Consider the following 17,172-nt stretch of genomic DNA (forward strand, 5'->3'; position numbering starts at 1 on the left):
AAAATCGTAGGAAAGCAAAAAACCCATTAGCCAATACACATTGGCCAATGGGTTCAGGAGCGGTGTGGATCTGGTGAAAGTTCGCTAGATGTGTGCCGCAAATCGAATCGCCGTCAGCACAATGCCCGTTAACAAAGTGATCACGATTGCTAGGCCGATCAAGGCGGGACTGAGTGCGGCGATCCCCCAGCCGGTCAGTGCCAGAACCAGCGTCAATGCGCAGTTGCAGCCGATTGCTATTGCCACGGCACGACTGGGTCTGCTAGCCCAAAACGGCTTTTGAGTGCGGGTCATCAGGATCGTCAGCATCGCGCTAAAAATCAGATAGACGTAAAGGCCGGTGCTGACTTGTCCAGTCGTTAGACCAAGCCGTTGCAACCAAGTCAGCCAACCGTAGCCGACCGCTGACCAGCCTATGGCCAAGATGCCAGCAATCTTGCTAAGTTTGGCCAGGTTCCAGCTTTCTGGCTGGTAGGTGATCGTCGTGAGGTCAGTGCCGAGCACAAGGGTCACACAATCATTCAGTATCGCGACCAGGATCATCGCGTTTAAGGTCAGCGGAATGAAGTGGAGAATCAGATAACCTAATGTCAGCAGGAGTGTCAGCTCCGCGGTGCGTGAAAGCTTGGTGATCGTCCAGGTCATCATGCGTTGATAGACGCGGTGGCCGGCATCTAGGATCTCGATGATCGGGGTTAGGCCGTCTGCTAGCAAGACCATGCGCGCCGAGCGCTTGGCGAGGTCAACGGCACTGTCAACGGCGATACCAACGTCGGCTTGTTTCAAGGCGGGTGCGTCGTTGACCCCGTCGCCGGTCATACCGACCACATAGCCTTCACCTTGTAGACGCTTGGCCATCGCCAATTTGTCTTCTGGGGTCACGTCGGCGATGCCTGCGAGGTCTGCAATTTTGGTCCCGACATTAACCTCGGTGTACGAGCGCACCTCACCGTTTAGCCCAACTGCTTGGGCAATCGCGGCGGCAGTTTTTTGGTTATCGCCAGTCAGCATGATCACTTTGACGCCGCGTGCCTGCAGAGCCTTGATGGCAGTTGCGGAATCTGCCCGAGGTTGGTCTTGGAGTACGAACAAGCCTATTAGTTGTGAATCAACGACCACGGCTGCCGTACGGCCTTCGGCGAAGTTGACCGCCGATAAGTCTGGGTGGTTGGTGGCCAGCGTCGCCAATTTTTTCAATGCCCCGAGTTTCACGTTGACGGTGGCGCTATCGGTGACCACGGTGGCTTGGGAGTAGCCGATACCGGAGGTGAACGGCGTGAATTCATGCTGAGGCCAGGCCTTAATGTTGTGTGCTTGAGCATAGTTGAATAGCACCGCGTCGATCACGCTGGCATTGCGCGTATCTGCTGCACTGATCGCCAGTTGGGTCACGTCGGCGTCTGGGAGCGTTGACCAGTTGTAGAAGGCCACCACAGCGGGTTTGTTGGCAGTGATCGTGCCGGTTTTATCCACGAGTAGCACATTCATATTGGCAGCTTCCTGAATCCCGGTGAGGTCGGAAACTAAGACGCGCTTGGTGCTCAGGACCTTGGCTTCGACCGAGTTAGCAACGGCAAAACTCGATGGCATGGCGATTGGGATCGTTGCGATGAACAGCATTGCCAGAAACGGTAGCATGGCGACCAAGTCTTCATGGCGGACAATGGCCACGATGATCAATAGCACGGCCAACACCGCATCGAGTGCTGCTAGATAGCCGATGATTTTGCCCAAGAGCTTCTGCAAATGGCCCGGCGCCGAGCTTTGGTTGATCAGGCTGATCGTTTTGCCGCTGCGGCTATTAGCACCGGTGGCGGTGACGATCGCTAAGGCATTGCCGGAGAGGACTTCGGTGCCGGCATAGGCGGTATCACCAGGGGTGCGGTTGACGGCCTTGGCTTCGCCTGTGATACTGCTTTCGTTGACTTCCAGCGTGTCCGTCAGCAGACGCACGTCGGCGGGGATAATGTCCCCTTGGCGTAGGCTGATGAGGTCGTCAACGACTAAGTGCTTGGCTGACACCTGTTTCCACTTGCCATCGCGGCTGACCGCGGTGGTCGGCGATAAGTCATGTGATAGGCTGCGTAAGACCGTGTTGGCGCGGCGAGATTGAATTGCGCCATTGACCGCGGCAAAGAGCAACATTAGCACGATGAACCCGGCTTGGATGCCCTTGCCTAACACGATTTCAATGATCAGCGCCGCTTCGAGTATCCACGCGCTAGGCTCCCACAGGCGAGTGATAATGGCCGTGGCAAAGTTGAAGGGGGGTTCGGCCACTTCGTTGAAGCCATCACGGGCCAGTCGCCGGTCAGCTTCGGCTTGGGCGAGGCCGTTTAGATCGTTTTTTTCGGTCATAGTAGACACCAGCTTTCTGCAAGATAACAAACGGCCGCGCACATATTCGTGCTCGGCCGTTTGGTCAATGCTGATCAGTCGAAGTCGACTGAATCAGGGAAGTGGGCTAAGCGCGTGCCGTCAGCGCCGAGTTCTTCTTCGATCCGCAACAGTTGGTTGTATTTCTCCACACGCTCGGAACGGGCCGGGGCGCCGGACTTGAGTTGCGCAGCGTTCGTGGCGACGGTAAAGTCAGCGACAAAGGTGTCGCCGGTTTCACCAGAACGGTGTGACATCATGGTAGTGTAGCCGTTCTTGCGCGCTAATCGGATCGCTTCCAGTGTTTCGGTGACCGTGCCGATCTGGTTAAGCTTGATCAAGATACTGTTGGCCATGCCTTGTTTGATGGCGTCTTTGATCAAGGCTGGGTTAGTGCAGACCGGATCGTCTGCGACTAGTTGCACGCGGTCGCCGTACTTCTTGGTGAAGTCAGCGAAGTGGCCCCAGTCTTCTTCCCCATAAGGATCTTCGATGGAGATGATTTCTGGAAACTTGTCCAGCAGGTGAATGTAGTATTCGCCTAATTCGGCAGGCGTGTAGGTTTTGCCTTCAAAGTCATAGTTCTTGGTATCGCGGTTGTAGAAGTATGATGCCGCCGCATCAAAGGCGATGGCGATTTCCTTGCCAGGCGTGTAGCCTGCCTTGATGATGGCGTCATGCAGCATCTGCAAGGCGTCTTCGGAGTTCTTGAGGTCAGGCGCAAAGCCCCCTTCATCGCCGAGGCCCGTGGTGTAGCCGGCTTCTTCGATCACCTTCTTCAAGGTGTGGTAGGTGTTGGCGATTTTCTCGAAGCCATCACGGAAGCTGGAACGATCGACTGGGGTGATCATGAATTCCTGAATATCGATGCCGTTGTCGGCGTGCTCACCACCGTTGATCACGTTGTGGAACGTTTGTGGCAGCTCCAAGTCGGTGCCGCCGAGGTAGCGATACAGCGGTGTGTGCAAGGCGTTGGCTGCTGCACGGGCAGTGGCCATTGACACCCCTAAGATCGCGTTAGCCCCTAGGCGTGCCTTGTTAGGTGTGCCGTCTAAGTCGATCATTAGCTGGTCGATGTGGGCTTGGTTGAAGGGGTCGGCGCCGTGCAAAGCCTTGTTGATCTCGGTATTGACGTTGGCCACGGCCTTTGAGACGCCTTTGCCTTGGAGCCGGTCGCCGCCGTCGCGCAACTCGACGGCTTCTTTTTCGCCGGTCGATGCACCAGATGGTACCTCCGCGCGGCCGAGCGTACCGTCCGACAGAATAACATCGGCCTCAACAGTTGGGTTGCCGCGGGAATCGAAGATCTCGCGCGCCTTCACAGATTCAATCACTACTGACATAATTGTGCTCCTTCCGGTAAAAAAAGATGGCGTCTACTGCACGCAAAATCTGTGCAGTAGACGTCATCAAATTGATTTACCAATTAGTTTTAGTGGCGAACGTCATCGCCGATTAACTTTTAACACCCAAAGCATACTCCCTTACGAAATTTTGCGCAAGCCAGACCGACAAATTTTCATGCAAAAGGCGGACTTGTCTTACAGCTGTACGTTTTGCTATAATGCTAGGCGTTATATTAAATTTTAATGAGTGTAACCACACGGCTGCCAGTATTTTGGTAGCCGTGTTTTAGGGGGAAGTTCAATGCAGCGATTGCGATACCAAGATATTTTAGCGGTGTTCATCGGCGGCTGCTTCGGTGGGGCCGCCCGTTGGGGAATCGGCTTGTGGCTCAATGATGCCGACACGATGCTCGGCACCACGGCGGTGAATCTATTGGGCAGCTTCATACTGGCGTTTGTCACATACGGTCTAGCGGTGTACATCGACTTGCCGAGCTGGCTGATTTTGGCGTTAGGGACTGGTTTTGTCGGCGCGTTCACGACATTTTCGACGATGGTACTGAACCTTTACAAACACGTTGGCGAATCGCCGGTGTATGCGATCGGGATCTTCTTGCTTGAGCTGCTTGTTGGTTTAGGCGCGGCGTTTGGCGGGTATTTATGCGCCGAAGCCTGGGGAAGGCGGCGACAGACATGGTGATGTTAGTGGCTTTAGGAGCGGGGGTCGGCGCCGTGATGCGATACGTGCTGACGCAGCTAGGCAAGAACTGGTGGCCTGGGGTGCCGCTGGCGACGCTTGTGATCAATGCTAGTGGTGCCTTCTTAGCGGGATTTTTGGCGATGTGCGCACTGCCGCAAGCGTGGTCACTGCTACTTTTGACCGGTGTGTGTGGTGGGTACACGACTTTTTCAACATTCATGACTGACGCGTTTATCTTATTGCGCAACCGGCGTTACCGTGCGTTTGCTTGGTATTATTTTGGCACGACGGGAGCCGGGATCGTCACCCTGACCATCGGTGTGTGGCTGGGTAGCCTGTGGTGAGATACGGCAGTACTCACTTACTCGATAACGACACCCGTAGACAATCATGGATAATGGTGTTATATTGGCCTCGGTCATGATAGGCGAAGGTGTTCGCCATAACCGTTATTAAACTAATGACACCTAGTTTCGGGCATTTAGTCCGGGGCTAGGTGTCTTTTTTCTAGAAGGAGACGATAACATGGATATTTTAACAATCGGCCCGCGGCAATCAACCATAGGAATTGACATTGCCGTCATCAACGCCGCGCTTCTGGCCTCCGCATTCGGCAAAGACGCTGCGCCAAGTGCTTATACGCGGCTGTCACCGGTCATGCGGGACATTGTGAAATTCTGGGGAGTGGAACCGCCATTAGTGGTCAAGGCAGTTGCTGGGGCCGCGGGCGGTGTGGTGATGGTCGGCCATAACGACTTGGCGGTGAGTGCTCCAGACATTAGTGAAGCCAACGTTGTAGCGGTCGTGGATAATCACCGGATGAGTGGTTTTCGTGCTAGTCATCCGGCATACATTCGTCTCGAACCTGTGGCCAGTGTCAACACGATACTCACCGAACTCTATCAAGAGCGTGGCGTGATACTTTCGCCTTTGTCAGCAGGGCTTTTGCTGACGGGAATTTGGTGCGATACCCGTCAGCTCACAGCTGATGCGACAACTGAAAAAGACCAAGTGGCTGCGGCTTATCTGGCTGATCGAATACAGCGTGATCGTCACTTATTAGCTGATCGGGTCAGTGCATGGGTAAGCGCTTGAACTCTGTCCGCAACGATGTTATATTGACGGTGAACAAGTGAAATGGTGATGACGTTCACCCTAATACAAGCTAATTGTTGATGACGTCTGTCTTAATGCCCTGTGCTGTAGCGGGGTAATGAGGCAGACGTTTTTTCTTTCTGACCCGGGAGGTGAGTAGATGCATAAGATCGCAGTGATCGCCGACGTACACGGTAATTACAGTGCCCTGCAAGCTGTGCTGCAAGATGCACACGAACAACACGCCACCGATTACATGGTGTTGGGCGACATTGGCAACCGTGGCCCAGAGCCAGCAGCGTGTGTGCAGGCACTTCAAGTACTCCAACCGCTGGCGTGGGTGATCGGTAACCACGAAGAAGTTTATGCTAGCCTGTTGCACCACCGGTTCGTGACGTTTGAGAAGAACCAAAAGGCAGTCGTGGCGATCATCACGTCGGCTTTTGACCGCGAGCATCTCACCGCGACACAGTTTCGTTGGTTGGCTAGTCGGCCGCTACATCAAGTATTAGTGATCGATGGCGTGAAGTTGAGCATATTTCACGCAACGCCGACCACCAGCCGTGGTCATCAAGCAGAACCTGTGGCTAAGCAACAGAACTTCGATGCGTTGCTGGCCGGCAGTGACGCAGACATTGCGCTGTATGGCCACACCCACCAGCCACTGATGCGTCAAACTACTGATGGCCGCTACATCATGAACCCCGGTAGCGTCGGCTTAGCGACGTCACCGCAGCCGCAATTAGCCGCCGGGCGCGCTCAGTATGGCTTGTTGACTATTGACGCCGGCCGTTTCACCAGCTGGACGCTCCGTGTGCTCCCGTACGACGTTGATCAGGAGCTAAGGTTAGTTACCCGTGAACAGCTTCCCTATGCGGCGTTGTATACGCGGACGTTGACCACCGGTGCTTTCGGCTACAGTAACGTTGATGTGACCGCAGAAAATATGACCTATAATTACGGCACCAAGGCCCAAGCCTTGATCGCCGCTGACGCGTGGTAGGAGGAGAACGATGACAGAAGCAACTTTGATTCGGGTGGTGACTGATGAGGTCATGCAGACGCCGACCCATCAAGAACTGGTGAAGCAGATCTTCGCATATTTCTGGCAGCGTGGAATCGTCGACGGCACGATCCGCCGCACAATCATGGGCGTCAATAAGTATAACGAGATGCGCCAAAGCCTACGCAAACCAAGACGCGGCAACGACTTGCCGGTGATCATCGAAACGGTACAAAGCGGCGACAACTTGCAGGCAATTTTGGCTGAACTGACGCAGCTCGTTGACGATCGCGGTCAGATTACGACGGTTCAAGGACAGACAGGGAGTGACATTGAGATGGACGATACCGCAGCATACTATGACGTGAAGTTATTTACCCGAGAAGACAATAAGCACTTTGCCCCAGACCACTACACCAAGATCGTGGCGCATTTGCAAGCGATGCACGTGCGCTGGGTCAGTGTCACCCGCGGTATCGCAGGCTATGACGACGGCCGCCATGTGCACGAAGAAACCGCAGCGCACAAGAGCGACCACCTGCCAATCGTGATCGAGACGGTGGTGGATCGTGCGAGCCTAAAGGAAGTGCTGGAGACACTCAAACCCTTGTCGGACAATGGGCTATTATTTACGGTGCCAGTGGCGTTAGTCAATGGGCCATATTAGAGGTAGAAGATGACGATAGTATTTACCTGCCTAGTGATTGCGCTAGGTGTGATACACCTCATTGTCATGGCGTTGGAGATGTTTGCAGATGCAGATATACAATCGTCAGCCTTTGAGATGGACAAGTCGTTTGTCAAACAACCAGGAGCGCAAGTGGCGTTGAAGAATTTAGGTATCTATAACGGAATGCTTGGTGTGTCGCTGTTAGCAACGTTTGGGGTTCCTGATATCGCTGTGATGAGACTGGTTCAGCTTGGACTTGCCGGATTTGTTTTGATAGTTGGTATTTTTGGCGGACTGACGGTCACCAAAAAAATATTCTTGATCCAAGTGTTACCGGCCGTGGTAGCACTATTGTGTGGTGGCGTAGTGTTGCGCGGGTAACTGGAGGATAAAAGCGCTGTACATTAAAGATAAGCCAATAAGTGGCATCCGTGTGGTTAGAACTGTTTGCATTTGTTCTTCAACATCTGGTATCCTCAAGCTCCAATACGAAATGGAGGAGGTACTTGTTGATGATTGGGACATTGATTTCAACCGTGAACGCTGGGCTAGATACTTTTATTGACTTCGCTACCAATATCATTGGCGGGTTACTAATGACGTTGTTCACGGGTATTCGTGATGTGGTCGGTGCGCTATGGTGGCACGTTCTATCCCCATTCTTCATGCAAGGCTGGGTAATGATCATAGCAGCCTTGCTAGTCTGTGTGTTGGCATATTTTGCCTTGCCACTGTTTCTGTGGTTCTTCTATTCAATCATGCGAGTGGTCGTTATACTGGCGGTTGCTGCGTTAGCAATCTTCGTCATGTTTCAGATCGGTAGAGTGCTTACCAAAGTCGCAATCTTAGCCTTCGTCTTCGGCTACCTGCCTTATCTAATCATTCGTAAAGTCCGCAGACGCAACACTGTCACAATTCCAGAATAACGACAATACCCGGCACGACCTGCTACGCTAGTTTCAGCGTGAGGTCGTGCCGGGTATTTTTTTAGATGCCGTCAGTGATTATCCAGTTGTTGCTCTGCTTGGAGAGGGTCAGGTTGTATTGCGATACTTGGCTCATATCATTGTCAGTGTCGAGATACTTCACAGATAATGTGACAATCAGACCGCGCTTAGTTTGCTGAAAGACTGGATCTAGAAGTTCCACAAACTTGAGGTTGCGTTCGATTGGTCGCGTGCCATCCTTGACGTAATACTTGAGTTCGTTGCGATCACTTTGTGGGTACAAAGCGAAGAACGTTTTGAGGAACTTGGTTACGTCATCTGCGGTGCTGCTGTCTACCGAGTTGTCAGACTGGGTGTCTGGCAGTTTGATTCGAGCCGTTGCTGGTTCAGCGGCAATCGTTGGGTTCTTAGTGACCACCATATCGCCGTTGTCATTTTGCATGACGTTAATGGTGTAAGTACCGGTCACAGACTTCTTGTCTTTGCCTTTGGCGAGGTCTTGCTTCACCGTAAATAACACACGGAACGTGTCTTTAGTTGTCTTGCTCACGTCCCAGACCTTGACCTCACTAACTGTGGCCGTGGTGGGAATGTCACTCCGCACGGTGTCAGCGTTCAGCGATTGCAGTTGTTCCACAAGATATGGCTGCAAGGCTTTCTGCCGCTGGTCGAGCGCTTCGTGGCTTGGCTGCCACGAGTAGTAGAGCTTGGCGAAGTCGGTGGTGAAGGTCGCTAAGGCGTGCGTGTCGATCACCTTGGTCTTGATCACTTGGACTTCATGCACCGTGTGGGTGTCAATGGCGGTCATATTCTTGTAGACACCGAAGCTGGTACTACTGATCAACACTGCCCAGCAAATCAGGGTCACCGGACGGCGCAGGCCACGGTGTTTAATTTTAGGCGGCTTTGGGGCGCCGGGCTTCTTCTTGAACCAGCCGTTCTTTTGGGTTTTGTCTTTACTCAAGGTTCGTTCACCTTGTCCTTTCTAGTTTCATAGCAGCGATAAAAGTCATCGTAAATATCGAGAAAACGCACGAACAGGCGTTGTAGCGAGATTCGTTTGTAGCCTTCATAGTCGGTTTCGATATACTGACCGAGTTCACGGTCGTTGTTGAAATATTCTTCGGCCAAGTAGCGTTCGCGGTCGAGGATATACTTGCGGTCTTCTGGGGCGAACACTTTGCCCTTGAGCCATCGATCGACGGCTACTTCATGCGCGACAGCGAGGCGATATTCGCGTCGGTGTCCGTATTCCATCTCTGGCATCCGGTCAACGAAGCGGTCGAGAACGTGGCACAGGTCGTCAGTATTGGGCAGGCGTTGTTTGAAGAACTTGATGCGTTCCCACTCGCCTGACGCAAAGTCTAGTTCCTTATTGCGTAATGCACGGTTGTCACCGAATTTGAGATCGACGTGCGCCTTTTGCAGCGCATCGTCATAGGTGTTGGTGATGAGATCCATCCAGTCAAAGTAGCCGATGCCGTTTTGATCCATCATCTTCACCTACTTCTTCACGCGCCCAGCGCCGATCAGGTGGGCTTGCCAATAGCTTGAGTTCAAGTCGGCATAGCCCAGCGGGTCGCCCGCATTGTACATTTTCATGCCGCCGACATAGATTCCAACGTGGGTCACATAGTCGGCGGTATCGTAGGTTGAGTGGAAGAACACGAGGTCGCCGGGCTTAGCATCTTTGATGTCCAGGTGCGCTGTGGCATCGTATTGTGCTTGTGCAGTGCGAGGGAGCTTAATCCCAGCTTTGCCGTAGCACCAACTAGTCAATCCCGAACAGTCAAAGCCTGTTGTTGGCGTTGAGCCGCCGAAGACATACGGCGTGCCTTGATACTTGAGCGCTTCATCCATGATGGCTTGTACCGTTTTGTCGTCGAACTTCGCACCACCCGTCACAAGGTATTGCGAGATGACCGACACGTAGTACATGTTCCCATAGGCATAGCGCCAACCGTCCTTAGCAACTGCGTTGGTGTAGGTGACTTTCTTGCCACCGGACTTTTCTTTAGCGAAAGATGTTGCCAGCTCCAGCGTGTATTTTTTGCCGTGCTTAGCAACGTAGTTAATAAAGCCGCCACCGTAGTTATAGCTTTGAATGGCAGTGTTGAGATCCACGCCCGCAGCTTTCATACTTTTCAGCAGCGATGCGAAATACTTCACGCCTTGTTTGATTGATGCTTCTGTATCTAGCGTATTGACCGGCAGCCCCAATGATTCACTAGCTTGCATCACGTCGCCGCCCTTACCGCCAGATTCAACTTGCATGATGGCGAGTATCACCATCACCTGATCTGAAATGCCGAACTCTTTACAATACTTTTCGACCGTCAGCTTGTGCTTGTAGACTTCAGCGGATAAGTTCATCGCGTCGGCTGTGATCGCAGAGGCAGGCTGGTCTTCGTCATCATCAGAGGCAATGACTGAAAAGAACAGACCACCAATCAACAGTATTGGGAGTGCGGCAAGCGCTAACCAGCGCCAGAGTTTCATCGCTTCTTACGCCCCTTAGCCTTTTTTATCCGCTGTGGCTTTGGGTTGCGTGGCTTAGCTGGTTTTTCGGAAACGAGGGTCAGTGGCTTCTCTTGTTTATCTGTTGGAGGAGTTGGTTCTTGGTGCGGCTTGATTGTGGGCTCTGCTTGCAGTTTCGTCACGGGGCTTGGAGGCCGAGTGGAAGTTGGCTTCGTGGCAGCGCGCTTTGGTTGCCCGCTGGTATCAGCTTGTTCGGACTTGGGTTTGGTAGGTGTGGCAGTTGTTGGCTTACGAGTTGGTTCAACCGGTTGCTTGGCAGTCGTTGGTTTTGGCTTTTCAGGATCAGCTTTCGGCTTGATTGCGAGCTTGCGTTCTTGCATCTGCTTACGCCGCTGCTCAAGCTGTTTGTCACGTTCCTGTTGGTTCGCCTCACGCCGGCCCTTGAAGCTATCCTTCGCAGTTTCGGCGGTCTCCTTAGTCAGTTGCTTACCACGATGCAAGCCATATAAAACGTTGGTTGGTGCGTCCTTCACCTGATCAATGCCACGCTTGGTCTTGGCTTTGAGCTTGTTGCCGACATCAGATACATCGGCAAGTTTCTCACCCAGTCGTTGGCTGCGTGGCTTCTTGGGTTGTTGCGGTTTCGTGGCGTCCGCAGTCTGTTCGCGTTGCGTTCCCGTCGGGAGCTGCGGTGTTCCGCGCCCCTTGCCATAGCCCCGCGACAAGAAGCGTCCTGCCATTGCGCCGCCCATAGCACTGCCAACAAATTGCCGAAGCATGCGGTTCCCACGACGCGAGAAGCGTTGTGCGCCTTGCTGGGCGTCAGAGCTGTGTAGCTGCATCATGCCCATCAGGTCGCCGAGCTTCATCCAGATACCGGCGAAGATGGTAACTTGCAGGAAGGCCACGAGGAAGAACGGTGAGGTGGCCGATAATCCGTAGACCATTGCCGATAGCGAGAACGCCATCGTGATCACCAGCGTCACGCCAACTCGCGTCATGATCGTGTTGAACAGCTTCATGATGTTTTGCTTCATCAATCCGTTAAAAGACGGCAGCATCGCAAGCAAGAATGACACCGGTAGGAACGTCGCGTAGATGATAAAGAGAATCTGGCTGAACAGCATCATTGCCGTCAGGAAGAAGACGAACAAGGTGATTGCAATGTTGAACAGGACAACGAAGGTCGTGGTGCCCAACCGATTGATCGTCATGGTCGGTGAGAGGTTCTCGTTGTCGTTGTCTTCAATTTCCGCCTTCACCACGTCGGTACGGGTTTTGCCTTTGTCGCCAAATGGGTCGGTCTTCATCAACGTGTTCACGCGGTCTTTGCCAACGTTGTCAGCGTCGCTGTCCCCAAACTGTAAAAGCGTCCAGGGCTGCTTCACTTGAATTTCAAAGAGCGTGTCACGGATCGCATCGACGCCTGATTTATCGGTGGCTGTATCAGTCCCCATAATCATCTTGGAGCCAGTGTTGAGTGCGCTGGTGCTGATGTCTGAGCTGAACTCGTTGATTTTGCTCACGTAGTCTGGGGCGTAGGCGATGAAGCTGGCAGAGGTAATGAAAATCACCACGAAGTTGACGATTGCCGAGATGGCTTTGGAGGTCTCGCGCTTGATGATGCCGGTGTAGGCGACATAGATGCCGACAACCAGTGTGATCATCAGGAGTAGTCCCGGGTAGAACCCATCAGTGGTGAAGCCGTCCTTTGAGACCCCAGCCAAGAGCTGCATGTTCTTCCCAATCGCGTCAGACGTATCTTTGATGAAGTCCAGAGAATAGGCTTGCTGAATCAGGTAGCCCGCAGCGTTTGAGAGGTAGACGGATAGTGTCCACAAAAAGTTGGTGATAGCATACAGGCCATAGCTCACCGACTTGCCGATGCCGTCGCCCCAGTTCCACGGGAGCCAGTCCCAGCTTGTGTCTACAAAGTAGTCGAGCTGATAATGCGATAGCGGGTACTTGGAATATTCATTGGCACCACCGGACTGATCGTCAACTAGTCCCGCAGCGTGTACCGGCTGACCTCCGGCAAGCACCATTACCAATATGAATGCTGCGACAACACCGAGAAATAGCAGTAGCCGCCGACGGTTAGCTTTCGTCATCAGCAATCACCTCCACGGGTTTCGGTGGCCGAGTGTCAAAGGCGTGGTGTAGGTGTTCAAAGATGTAGTCGAAGTGCAGCACGCCGACGTGCCCCCAGATGTCTTGGAACAAGCACTCCCCGTTATCTAGCGACCGGAGCCGATTTTGATTGCCTTCATCTTCGGCATCAAGCCCAAAGAAGTTGAGCGTGTTCTTGATTTCCGTGATGTCGGTACTGCGGAACGCAAATTTTTGCGCAATGTTGTTCTTCATCTTTTCGTCGAGCAAGTCGTCCGCATTTTGAGTGACGAGGTAGACCCCGGCGTTCATGGAACGACCTTCACGAATCAGTTTCATGGACAGCGCCTTACCTTGCGCGACGTTCAAGAAAGCCCAGGCTTCGTCCAAATCCACGATTTTGAACTGGGCGCGGTCTTGGTGAATGAAGTCGATGGCGAACGTGCTGATGATCATGAGCATGGCGACGGACAGCATTTCCGCGGTGATATATTCTTCTTGCGTCTTGTCGGCGTCCGGCAGCACCAAGTCTGCGATCTGCACGATGTTGATTTTACGGTCGAGGGCGATTGTTCGCCGCGCCGTCCCGTCAGAGAACAGCAGTGCCGCAAAATCGTAGTCCGTGAAAGATTCGATATGATCGGCAATGTTACGTGCAATCGGCGTGCCTTCGCGGCGAAGTTCATCAATGACTTTCAATAGTCCCGGTTCAGGTGCTTGCGTCACCGCCCGGATTGCCTTGCGCAACGTTGGGAAGCGGTCGGCGTCACGGCTTGAGATTCCCGTGAGGAAGGTCAGGGTATCAACGGCCAACGATTCAGAATCTTTCAAGTTGGACAAGATGATATAAGGATCAAGCAGCCCACGGTTTTGTTCCTCACTGGTCAGGTTGACGATGTTGATTTGATCTTCCATAAAGTCGAGGTTCTCCGCCCAGCCGGTACGTTCCGACTTTGGATCAAGGATCAGTGCCTGCGCCCCATACAATACGGCATAGTAGACAAGCAAGTTGTTGGAGAAGGATTTCCCACCACCCAAGCTACCGAGAAACGCTGCGGAGAGTGCATTAGTGACCGTCCCCTTGATACCTTGCGCCGCAATATCCGGTTGGAGATACACGTTCCTCCCAGTATCCACGTTGTACCCGATGTAGATACCTTCCTTTTCACCGAGCGATTGTGTCGCACCAAAGCCCAGCGAGGCAATGAAGTCGCTAGTCACATATTGGATATAGTCGTTGATGTAGCGCTTTGAGGCAGGGATAAACTCACCGTGCAGCCCCAGCATGTCGCCGAATGGGCGCACGAGTTTGATGTTGAGGCTGTCGTAGAAGTCGAGTAGCTGATCGGCACGGCGCTTCATTTCGTCTTCACTCCGCCCAGCTACGCGAATGACGTAGCTAATTTTGTACATGGCATCCTTAGTTTGGTCGAGATTGCTTTCAAGCTCATCGACTGAATCCAAGGCGTCACTAACGCCACGGGTCGTCTCGTTGCCGGACTGGTAGGCGTGTTCGTCTAAGTCCTTGAGTTCCTTTTTCTTATTGCGTACCTTGGTCAATGCCTTCTTGTTCGTTACAATCTCAACGTTCAAACTGGTGTCAATCGGAAAATCGAACTGGCTTTGTTGGAAATAAAAGATTTCACTGCCGGGAAACTCCAATTCACCAACAATGTCGGAAAGCGTCAGGTACGTCACGTAACTGATATCCAGCCCGTGGGTGATCTTGATCGAGCGTTGATGCTGCTCAATCAGTGAGCGGGTTGGCTTAATCAGGTCGTAGCGTTTGATGATCGTGTCGCGCTTAGACTTCTTGCGGGGTAAGTGATACTCGTAGTCATCGTAATCTTGCCCAGTCATGCCGTAGAGGTGTTCGAGCAGGTAGCCGAAGTCGTTTTTATCGAGTGGTCGCACTTTGAAGCGCCGCCCGATCTTCTCGGCGAGCAACTTTGCGGACTTAGCGTAACGTTCTACCTCCGCATTGTTCATGGTGAAGAAGTCACCAGCAAACGTTTCGTTGAACTCGGCGAAAAAGTCCCGAATACCCAAGGACATATCCTTGAAGATGGACTTGGCGGTAACCTCTGCGTCGTTCAGCAACAGCTTAAAGCCGATGAAAAAGCGATAGTCCACTTGGTTGTCACCGACGTTTTCGGTCAACGCTTCGGCTTGGCCGTCGATATGCTGAAAGGCGATGTCTTTAAGCGTTCCTTTAACCAACTTCTTTGAGCGGTCGAGGGTATCGCGAACACTGGCTTCGGTGGCGAGCTGCAACAAATGAAGTTTGCCATCACGGTTCTGGGAAATCAGTTGGCGGAAATTTTCATGGACTTGTTGCTTCTGTTCGGGACTTAGAAACGAGTAGTTGTAGGGAATCAATTCAAAATAGGCAAAGCACTCGCCGTCAGTGTTCCAGACGAGATTGTCTTCGATATACTTAATTGGAAATTTCATTGTGGTACCTCCAAACGTAGGTCACAGCAGCGGTTTGTTTGGCTTTCTGCGACTTTACAGGCTTACCAGCATAAGTGAGCTTCGGGGTAATGGCGTAGTTGATCACCGACCGTAAGAATCCCATCGGCTTCTTGTTGTCGAAGGTCTTTTGGCTCATGAACCACGTTAGCCCAGCAGGAATGCCGACATATTTGAGAAACGCGCCGTCGATGAATGATAGAGGCGGCAAGTCGGCCAGCAACATGACCGCAAACAGACTGACGATGAACCACGTCATTTGCGTAAACGTAATTGGAAACGGTAATTGCAGGTCATTGATGGCGTACAGCACCTTTTCCACCGACCAGATGCTGGTGTAGGATCTGACTCTCTTCATGTGATCTCCTTTCGTAGTGAGATAAAAAGGCTGACGCCTTTTGCAGCGCCAGCCCAGAGAGTTAGTCTAATAATTGGTAGATGCCGTAAGGTGTTTCAACGAAACCTCCTTCAATTTCGAGGTCACGTCCGACCTTGGCATAGTCGATATAGTTTTCGACTTGTGGCGGAATGTCGCCGAACCAGCCTTCATCGGCCAGTTCTTCAGCCAGTTCTGTCATGTTGGCGACGTGATAACAGGCGATGTCGTCCTTGTGTGCGGCTAGTTCAATCACGTTGTCATACCATTCGCCGATAAGCTCTTTGATGGCAGGATAAATCTCGGTGCCTTTCAACGCTTCAACGGCAGCGGCAGCATCATTGATCTCACCGATCGTTGAATACTCACTAAAGACAACGGGGCCTTCGTAGTCTTGAACCATGTATTCTTCATACTGGTCATTCAGTCCCAGCTTTTCCGTGAGTTCTTCATTGTTGATTGGTGGCGTGAACCATTCGCCGATGATCTCGCCCTCGTTATACTTGCCAAGATTGGCAATAAAGACTTTGATGTCGTCCATCGGCTAAGCCCCCATGACGCGGTTGAACAGATTCAGCAGTACGTCTTTGACCCCAGCGGTATTGAAAACCAACCCGACGGCAATGATCGCGATGACGAGAAAGCCGATCAGCTTGGAGAACTCGCGCTTGAAGCCGAGGTAGACCCCGATAATGGCAATCGCCATCAGCACCAAGCTCTGCGCATTGGAAGTGAACCAGTTAAACAAGTTTTGTCCGAAATTCATAATAATCATCCTTTGATTTTTAGTTTTGTGACCAAGTCTCCTTTCAAGAGAGCCACTGTTTTGTCGCGGTCAGCGGCGACCGGTTCATGAGTGACGAATCAGAATAATTCAGTTTGGGTCGCGTGATGGTGCTTGATGCGGTCGAGGGCACGGCGCCAGTATTCTTCGCTAATTTCATAGCCGATGAAATGGCGGTCAGTGTCCATTGCGGCGATTGCGGTGGTGCCAGACCCCATACAGTTATCCAGTACGATCTCGCCGGGCTGGGTGTAAGTTTTGATGAGGTAGGCAAAGAGATCGACAGGCTTTTGCGTCGGGTGCCAGCCGGTGCGATCAGACTTGTAGTTGAGCACGTCAGACGGGTAGTTTGTCCACTCTTGCGTGTACGTGTCGGGCGCGTTCCACGGGTGCATTTGGTTGGCGTTTTCGTACTTACGGGAGTTGACGGTTTTGTTATAGGGGAGCAGTCCTTGGGGGAAGTAGTTCATGCCTTTGGTATCAGGGGAGTTACCAAAATTGGCCGTTCCTGCTTTGGAGAAGACGAGAATCTCCTCAAAGCGGGATAACGGGCGGTTCTTGGCGTTGACGAAGTTAGTGAGGGTATTTTTGATCCAAACCCATTTGTAGCGATACAAGGCTGGGTTTGAGTGCACTAAGTCCGCAGAGAAACGTTCGGTTGCGGTTAGCACGATCGCACCTTGAGGTTTGATGAGCCGTTCGTATTGGCCCCACAGGTGGGCAAACGGAATCACCTTGTCCCAAGCGTTGGCTGTGGTGCCATATGGCAAGTCGCACAGGATCATGTCGATGGAGGCTGTCGGTAAGTCCGCCATG

18 protein-coding genes and 3 riboswitches are annotated in these 17,172 nt (G+C 52.5%); of the genes, 7 read left to right on the forward strand and 11 right to left on the reverse strand.

The features are described from left to right. Positions 1 to 84 precede the first annotated feature (84 nt). Positions 85 to 2,358: an HAD-IC family P-type ATPase gene (locus BVJ53_RS01105; protein WP_129300780.1), complete on the reverse strand. Its 2,274-nt coding sequence runs from the start codon at positions 2,356 to 2,358 to the stop codon at positions 85 to 87. A 74-nt stretch (positions 2,359 to 2,432) separates the two neighbouring features. Beyond that, entirely contained in the window at positions 2,433 to 3,719 is a 1,287-nt protein-coding gene (eno, locus tag BVJ53_RS01110) for a phosphopyruvate hydratase (protein ID WP_167470147.1), read from the reverse strand. 50 nt (positions 3,720 to 3,769) lie between these two features. Then, a riboswitch (Fluoride riboswitch) is annotated at positions 3,770 to 3,838 on the reverse strand. A gap of 185 nt (positions 3,839 to 4,023) precedes the next feature. On the opposite strand from eno, the gene BVJ53_RS01115 reads away from it, so the two are divergent. The 7 genes from BVJ53_RS01115 (at position 4,024) to BVJ53_RS01145 (ending at position 8,116) form a co-directional block, all read left to right on the forward strand. Further along, on the forward strand, positions 4,024 to 4,422 hold the full coding sequence (locus BVJ53_RS01115; RefSeq protein WP_129300782.1) for a fluoride efflux transporter FluC: 399 nt from the start codon (positions 4,024 to 4,026) through the stop codon (positions 4,420 to 4,422). After that, positions 4,416 to 4,766, forward strand: coding sequence for a fluoride efflux transporter FluC (locus BVJ53_RS01120; RefSeq protein WP_024305594.1), 351 nt, complete (start codon positions 4,416 to 4,418; stop codon positions 4,764 to 4,766). The genes BVJ53_RS01115 and BVJ53_RS01120 overlap by 7 nt, the downstream gene beginning before the upstream one ends. 73 nt (positions 4,767 to 4,839) lie before the next feature. Continuing rightward, positions 4,840 to 4,899: riboswitch (Fluoride riboswitch) on the forward strand. A 48-nt stretch (positions 4,900 to 4,947) separates the two neighbouring features. Continuing rightward, on the forward strand, positions 4,948 to 5,517 hold the full coding sequence (locus tag BVJ53_RS01125; RefSeq protein ID WP_129300783.1) for a DHH family phosphoesterase: 570 nt from the start codon (positions 4,948 to 4,950) through the stop codon (positions 5,515 to 5,517). 35 nt (positions 5,518 to 5,552) lie between these two features. After that, positions 5,553 to 5,614, forward strand: a riboswitch (Fluoride riboswitch). Between the two features lie 63 nt (positions 5,615 to 5,677). Next, a complete protein-coding gene (locus BVJ53_RS01130; protein WP_129300784.1) occupies positions 5,678 to 6,520 on the forward strand; it encodes a metallophosphoesterase family protein in 843 nt (280 codons plus the stop codon). A 10-nt stretch (positions 6,521 to 6,530) separates the two neighbouring features. After that, the gene (locus BVJ53_RS01135) at positions 6,531 to 7,187 is read left to right on the forward strand and encodes a DUF190 domain-containing protein (RefSeq protein WP_129300785.1); all 657 of its coding nucleotides are present in this window, start codon (positions 6,531 to 6,533) and stop codon (positions 7,185 to 7,187) included. A 9-nt stretch (positions 7,188 to 7,196) separates the two neighbouring features. After that, the gene (locus BVJ53_RS01140; RefSeq protein ID WP_129300786.1) at positions 7,197 to 7,571 is read left to right on the forward strand and encodes a DUF1304 domain-containing protein; all 375 of its coding nucleotides are present in this window, start codon (positions 7,197 to 7,199) and stop codon (positions 7,569 to 7,571) included. 131 nt (positions 7,572 to 7,702) lie between these two features. After that, complete coding sequence (locus tag BVJ53_RS01145) at positions 7,703 to 8,116, forward strand: hypothetical protein (RefSeq protein ID WP_129300787.1); 414 nt, start codon at positions 7,703 to 7,705, stop codon at positions 8,114 to 8,116. A 61-nt stretch (positions 8,117 to 8,177) separates the two neighbouring features. Here BVJ53_RS01145 and BVJ53_RS01150 read toward each other — a convergent pair whose 3' ends face one another. The 9 genes from BVJ53_RS01150 to BVJ53_RS01190 all read right to left on the reverse strand — a co-directional run bounded on the left by BVJ53_RS01150 (position 8,178) and on the right by BVJ53_RS01190 (position 17,171). After that, entirely contained in the window at positions 8,178 to 9,101 is a 924-nt protein-coding gene (locus BVJ53_RS01150) for a conjugal transfer protein (protein WP_129300788.1), read from the reverse strand. Next, a complete protein-coding gene (locus BVJ53_RS01155; RefSeq protein ID WP_238150123.1) occupies positions 9,098 to 9,634 on the reverse strand; it encodes a hypothetical protein in 537 nt (178 codons plus the stop codon). Before BVJ53_RS01155 ends, BVJ53_RS01150 begins: the two co-directional genes overlap by 4 nt. A 6-nt stretch (positions 9,635 to 9,640) precedes the next feature. After that, positions 9,641 to 10,636, reverse strand: a complete 996-nt coding sequence (locus BVJ53_RS01160) for a bifunctional lytic transglycosylase/C40 family peptidase (protein ID WP_129300789.1) — start codon at positions 10,634 to 10,636, stop codon at positions 9,641 to 9,643. Beyond that, positions 10,633 to 12,726: a CD3337/EF1877 family mobilome membrane protein gene (locus BVJ53_RS01165; RefSeq protein WP_129300790.1), complete on the reverse strand. Its 2,094-nt coding sequence runs from the start codon at positions 12,724 to 12,726 to the stop codon at positions 10,633 to 10,635. The genes BVJ53_RS01160 and BVJ53_RS01165 overlap by 4 nt, the downstream gene beginning before the upstream one ends. Then, positions 12,713 to 15,178: a conjugal transfer ATPase TcpF gene (gene tcpF / locus BVJ53_RS01170; protein WP_129300791.1), complete on the reverse strand. Its 2,466-nt coding sequence runs from the start codon at positions 15,176 to 15,178 to the stop codon at positions 12,713 to 12,715. Before tcpF ends, BVJ53_RS01165 begins: the two co-directional genes overlap by 14 nt. Further along, positions 15,162 to 15,554 (reverse strand): conjugal transfer protein, encoded by a 393-nt coding sequence (locus BVJ53_RS01175; protein ID WP_129300792.1) that lies wholly within the window; start codon positions 15,552 to 15,554, stop codon positions 15,162 to 15,164. The genes tcpF and BVJ53_RS01175 overlap by 17 nt, the downstream gene beginning before the upstream one ends. A 61-nt stretch (positions 15,555 to 15,615) precedes the next feature. Continuing rightward, positions 15,616 to 16,113 (reverse strand): antirestriction protein ArdA, encoded by a 498-nt coding sequence (locus tag BVJ53_RS01180; RefSeq protein ID WP_129300793.1) that lies wholly within the window; start codon positions 16,111 to 16,113, stop codon positions 15,616 to 15,618. Positions 16,114 to 16,116: 3 nt separating this feature from the next. Beyond that, positions 16,117 to 16,338: a hypothetical protein gene (locus BVJ53_RS01185; RefSeq protein WP_003606383.1), complete on the reverse strand. Its 222-nt coding sequence runs from the start codon at positions 16,336 to 16,338 to the stop codon at positions 16,117 to 16,119. A gap of 98 nt (positions 16,339 to 16,436) precedes the next feature. Continuing rightward, the gene (locus BVJ53_RS01190; protein WP_129300794.1) at positions 16,437 to 17,171 is read right to left on the reverse strand and encodes a DNA-methyltransferase; all 735 of its coding nucleotides are present in this window, start codon (positions 17,169 to 17,171) and stop codon (positions 16,437 to 16,439) included. Position 17,172: the final 1 nt, after the last annotated feature.

The organism is Lacticaseibacillus chiayiensis (genome assembly GCF_004123795.1).
GTDB lineage: Bacteria > Bacillota > Bacilli > Lactobacillales > Lactobacillaceae > Lacticaseibacillus > Lacticaseibacillus chiayiensis.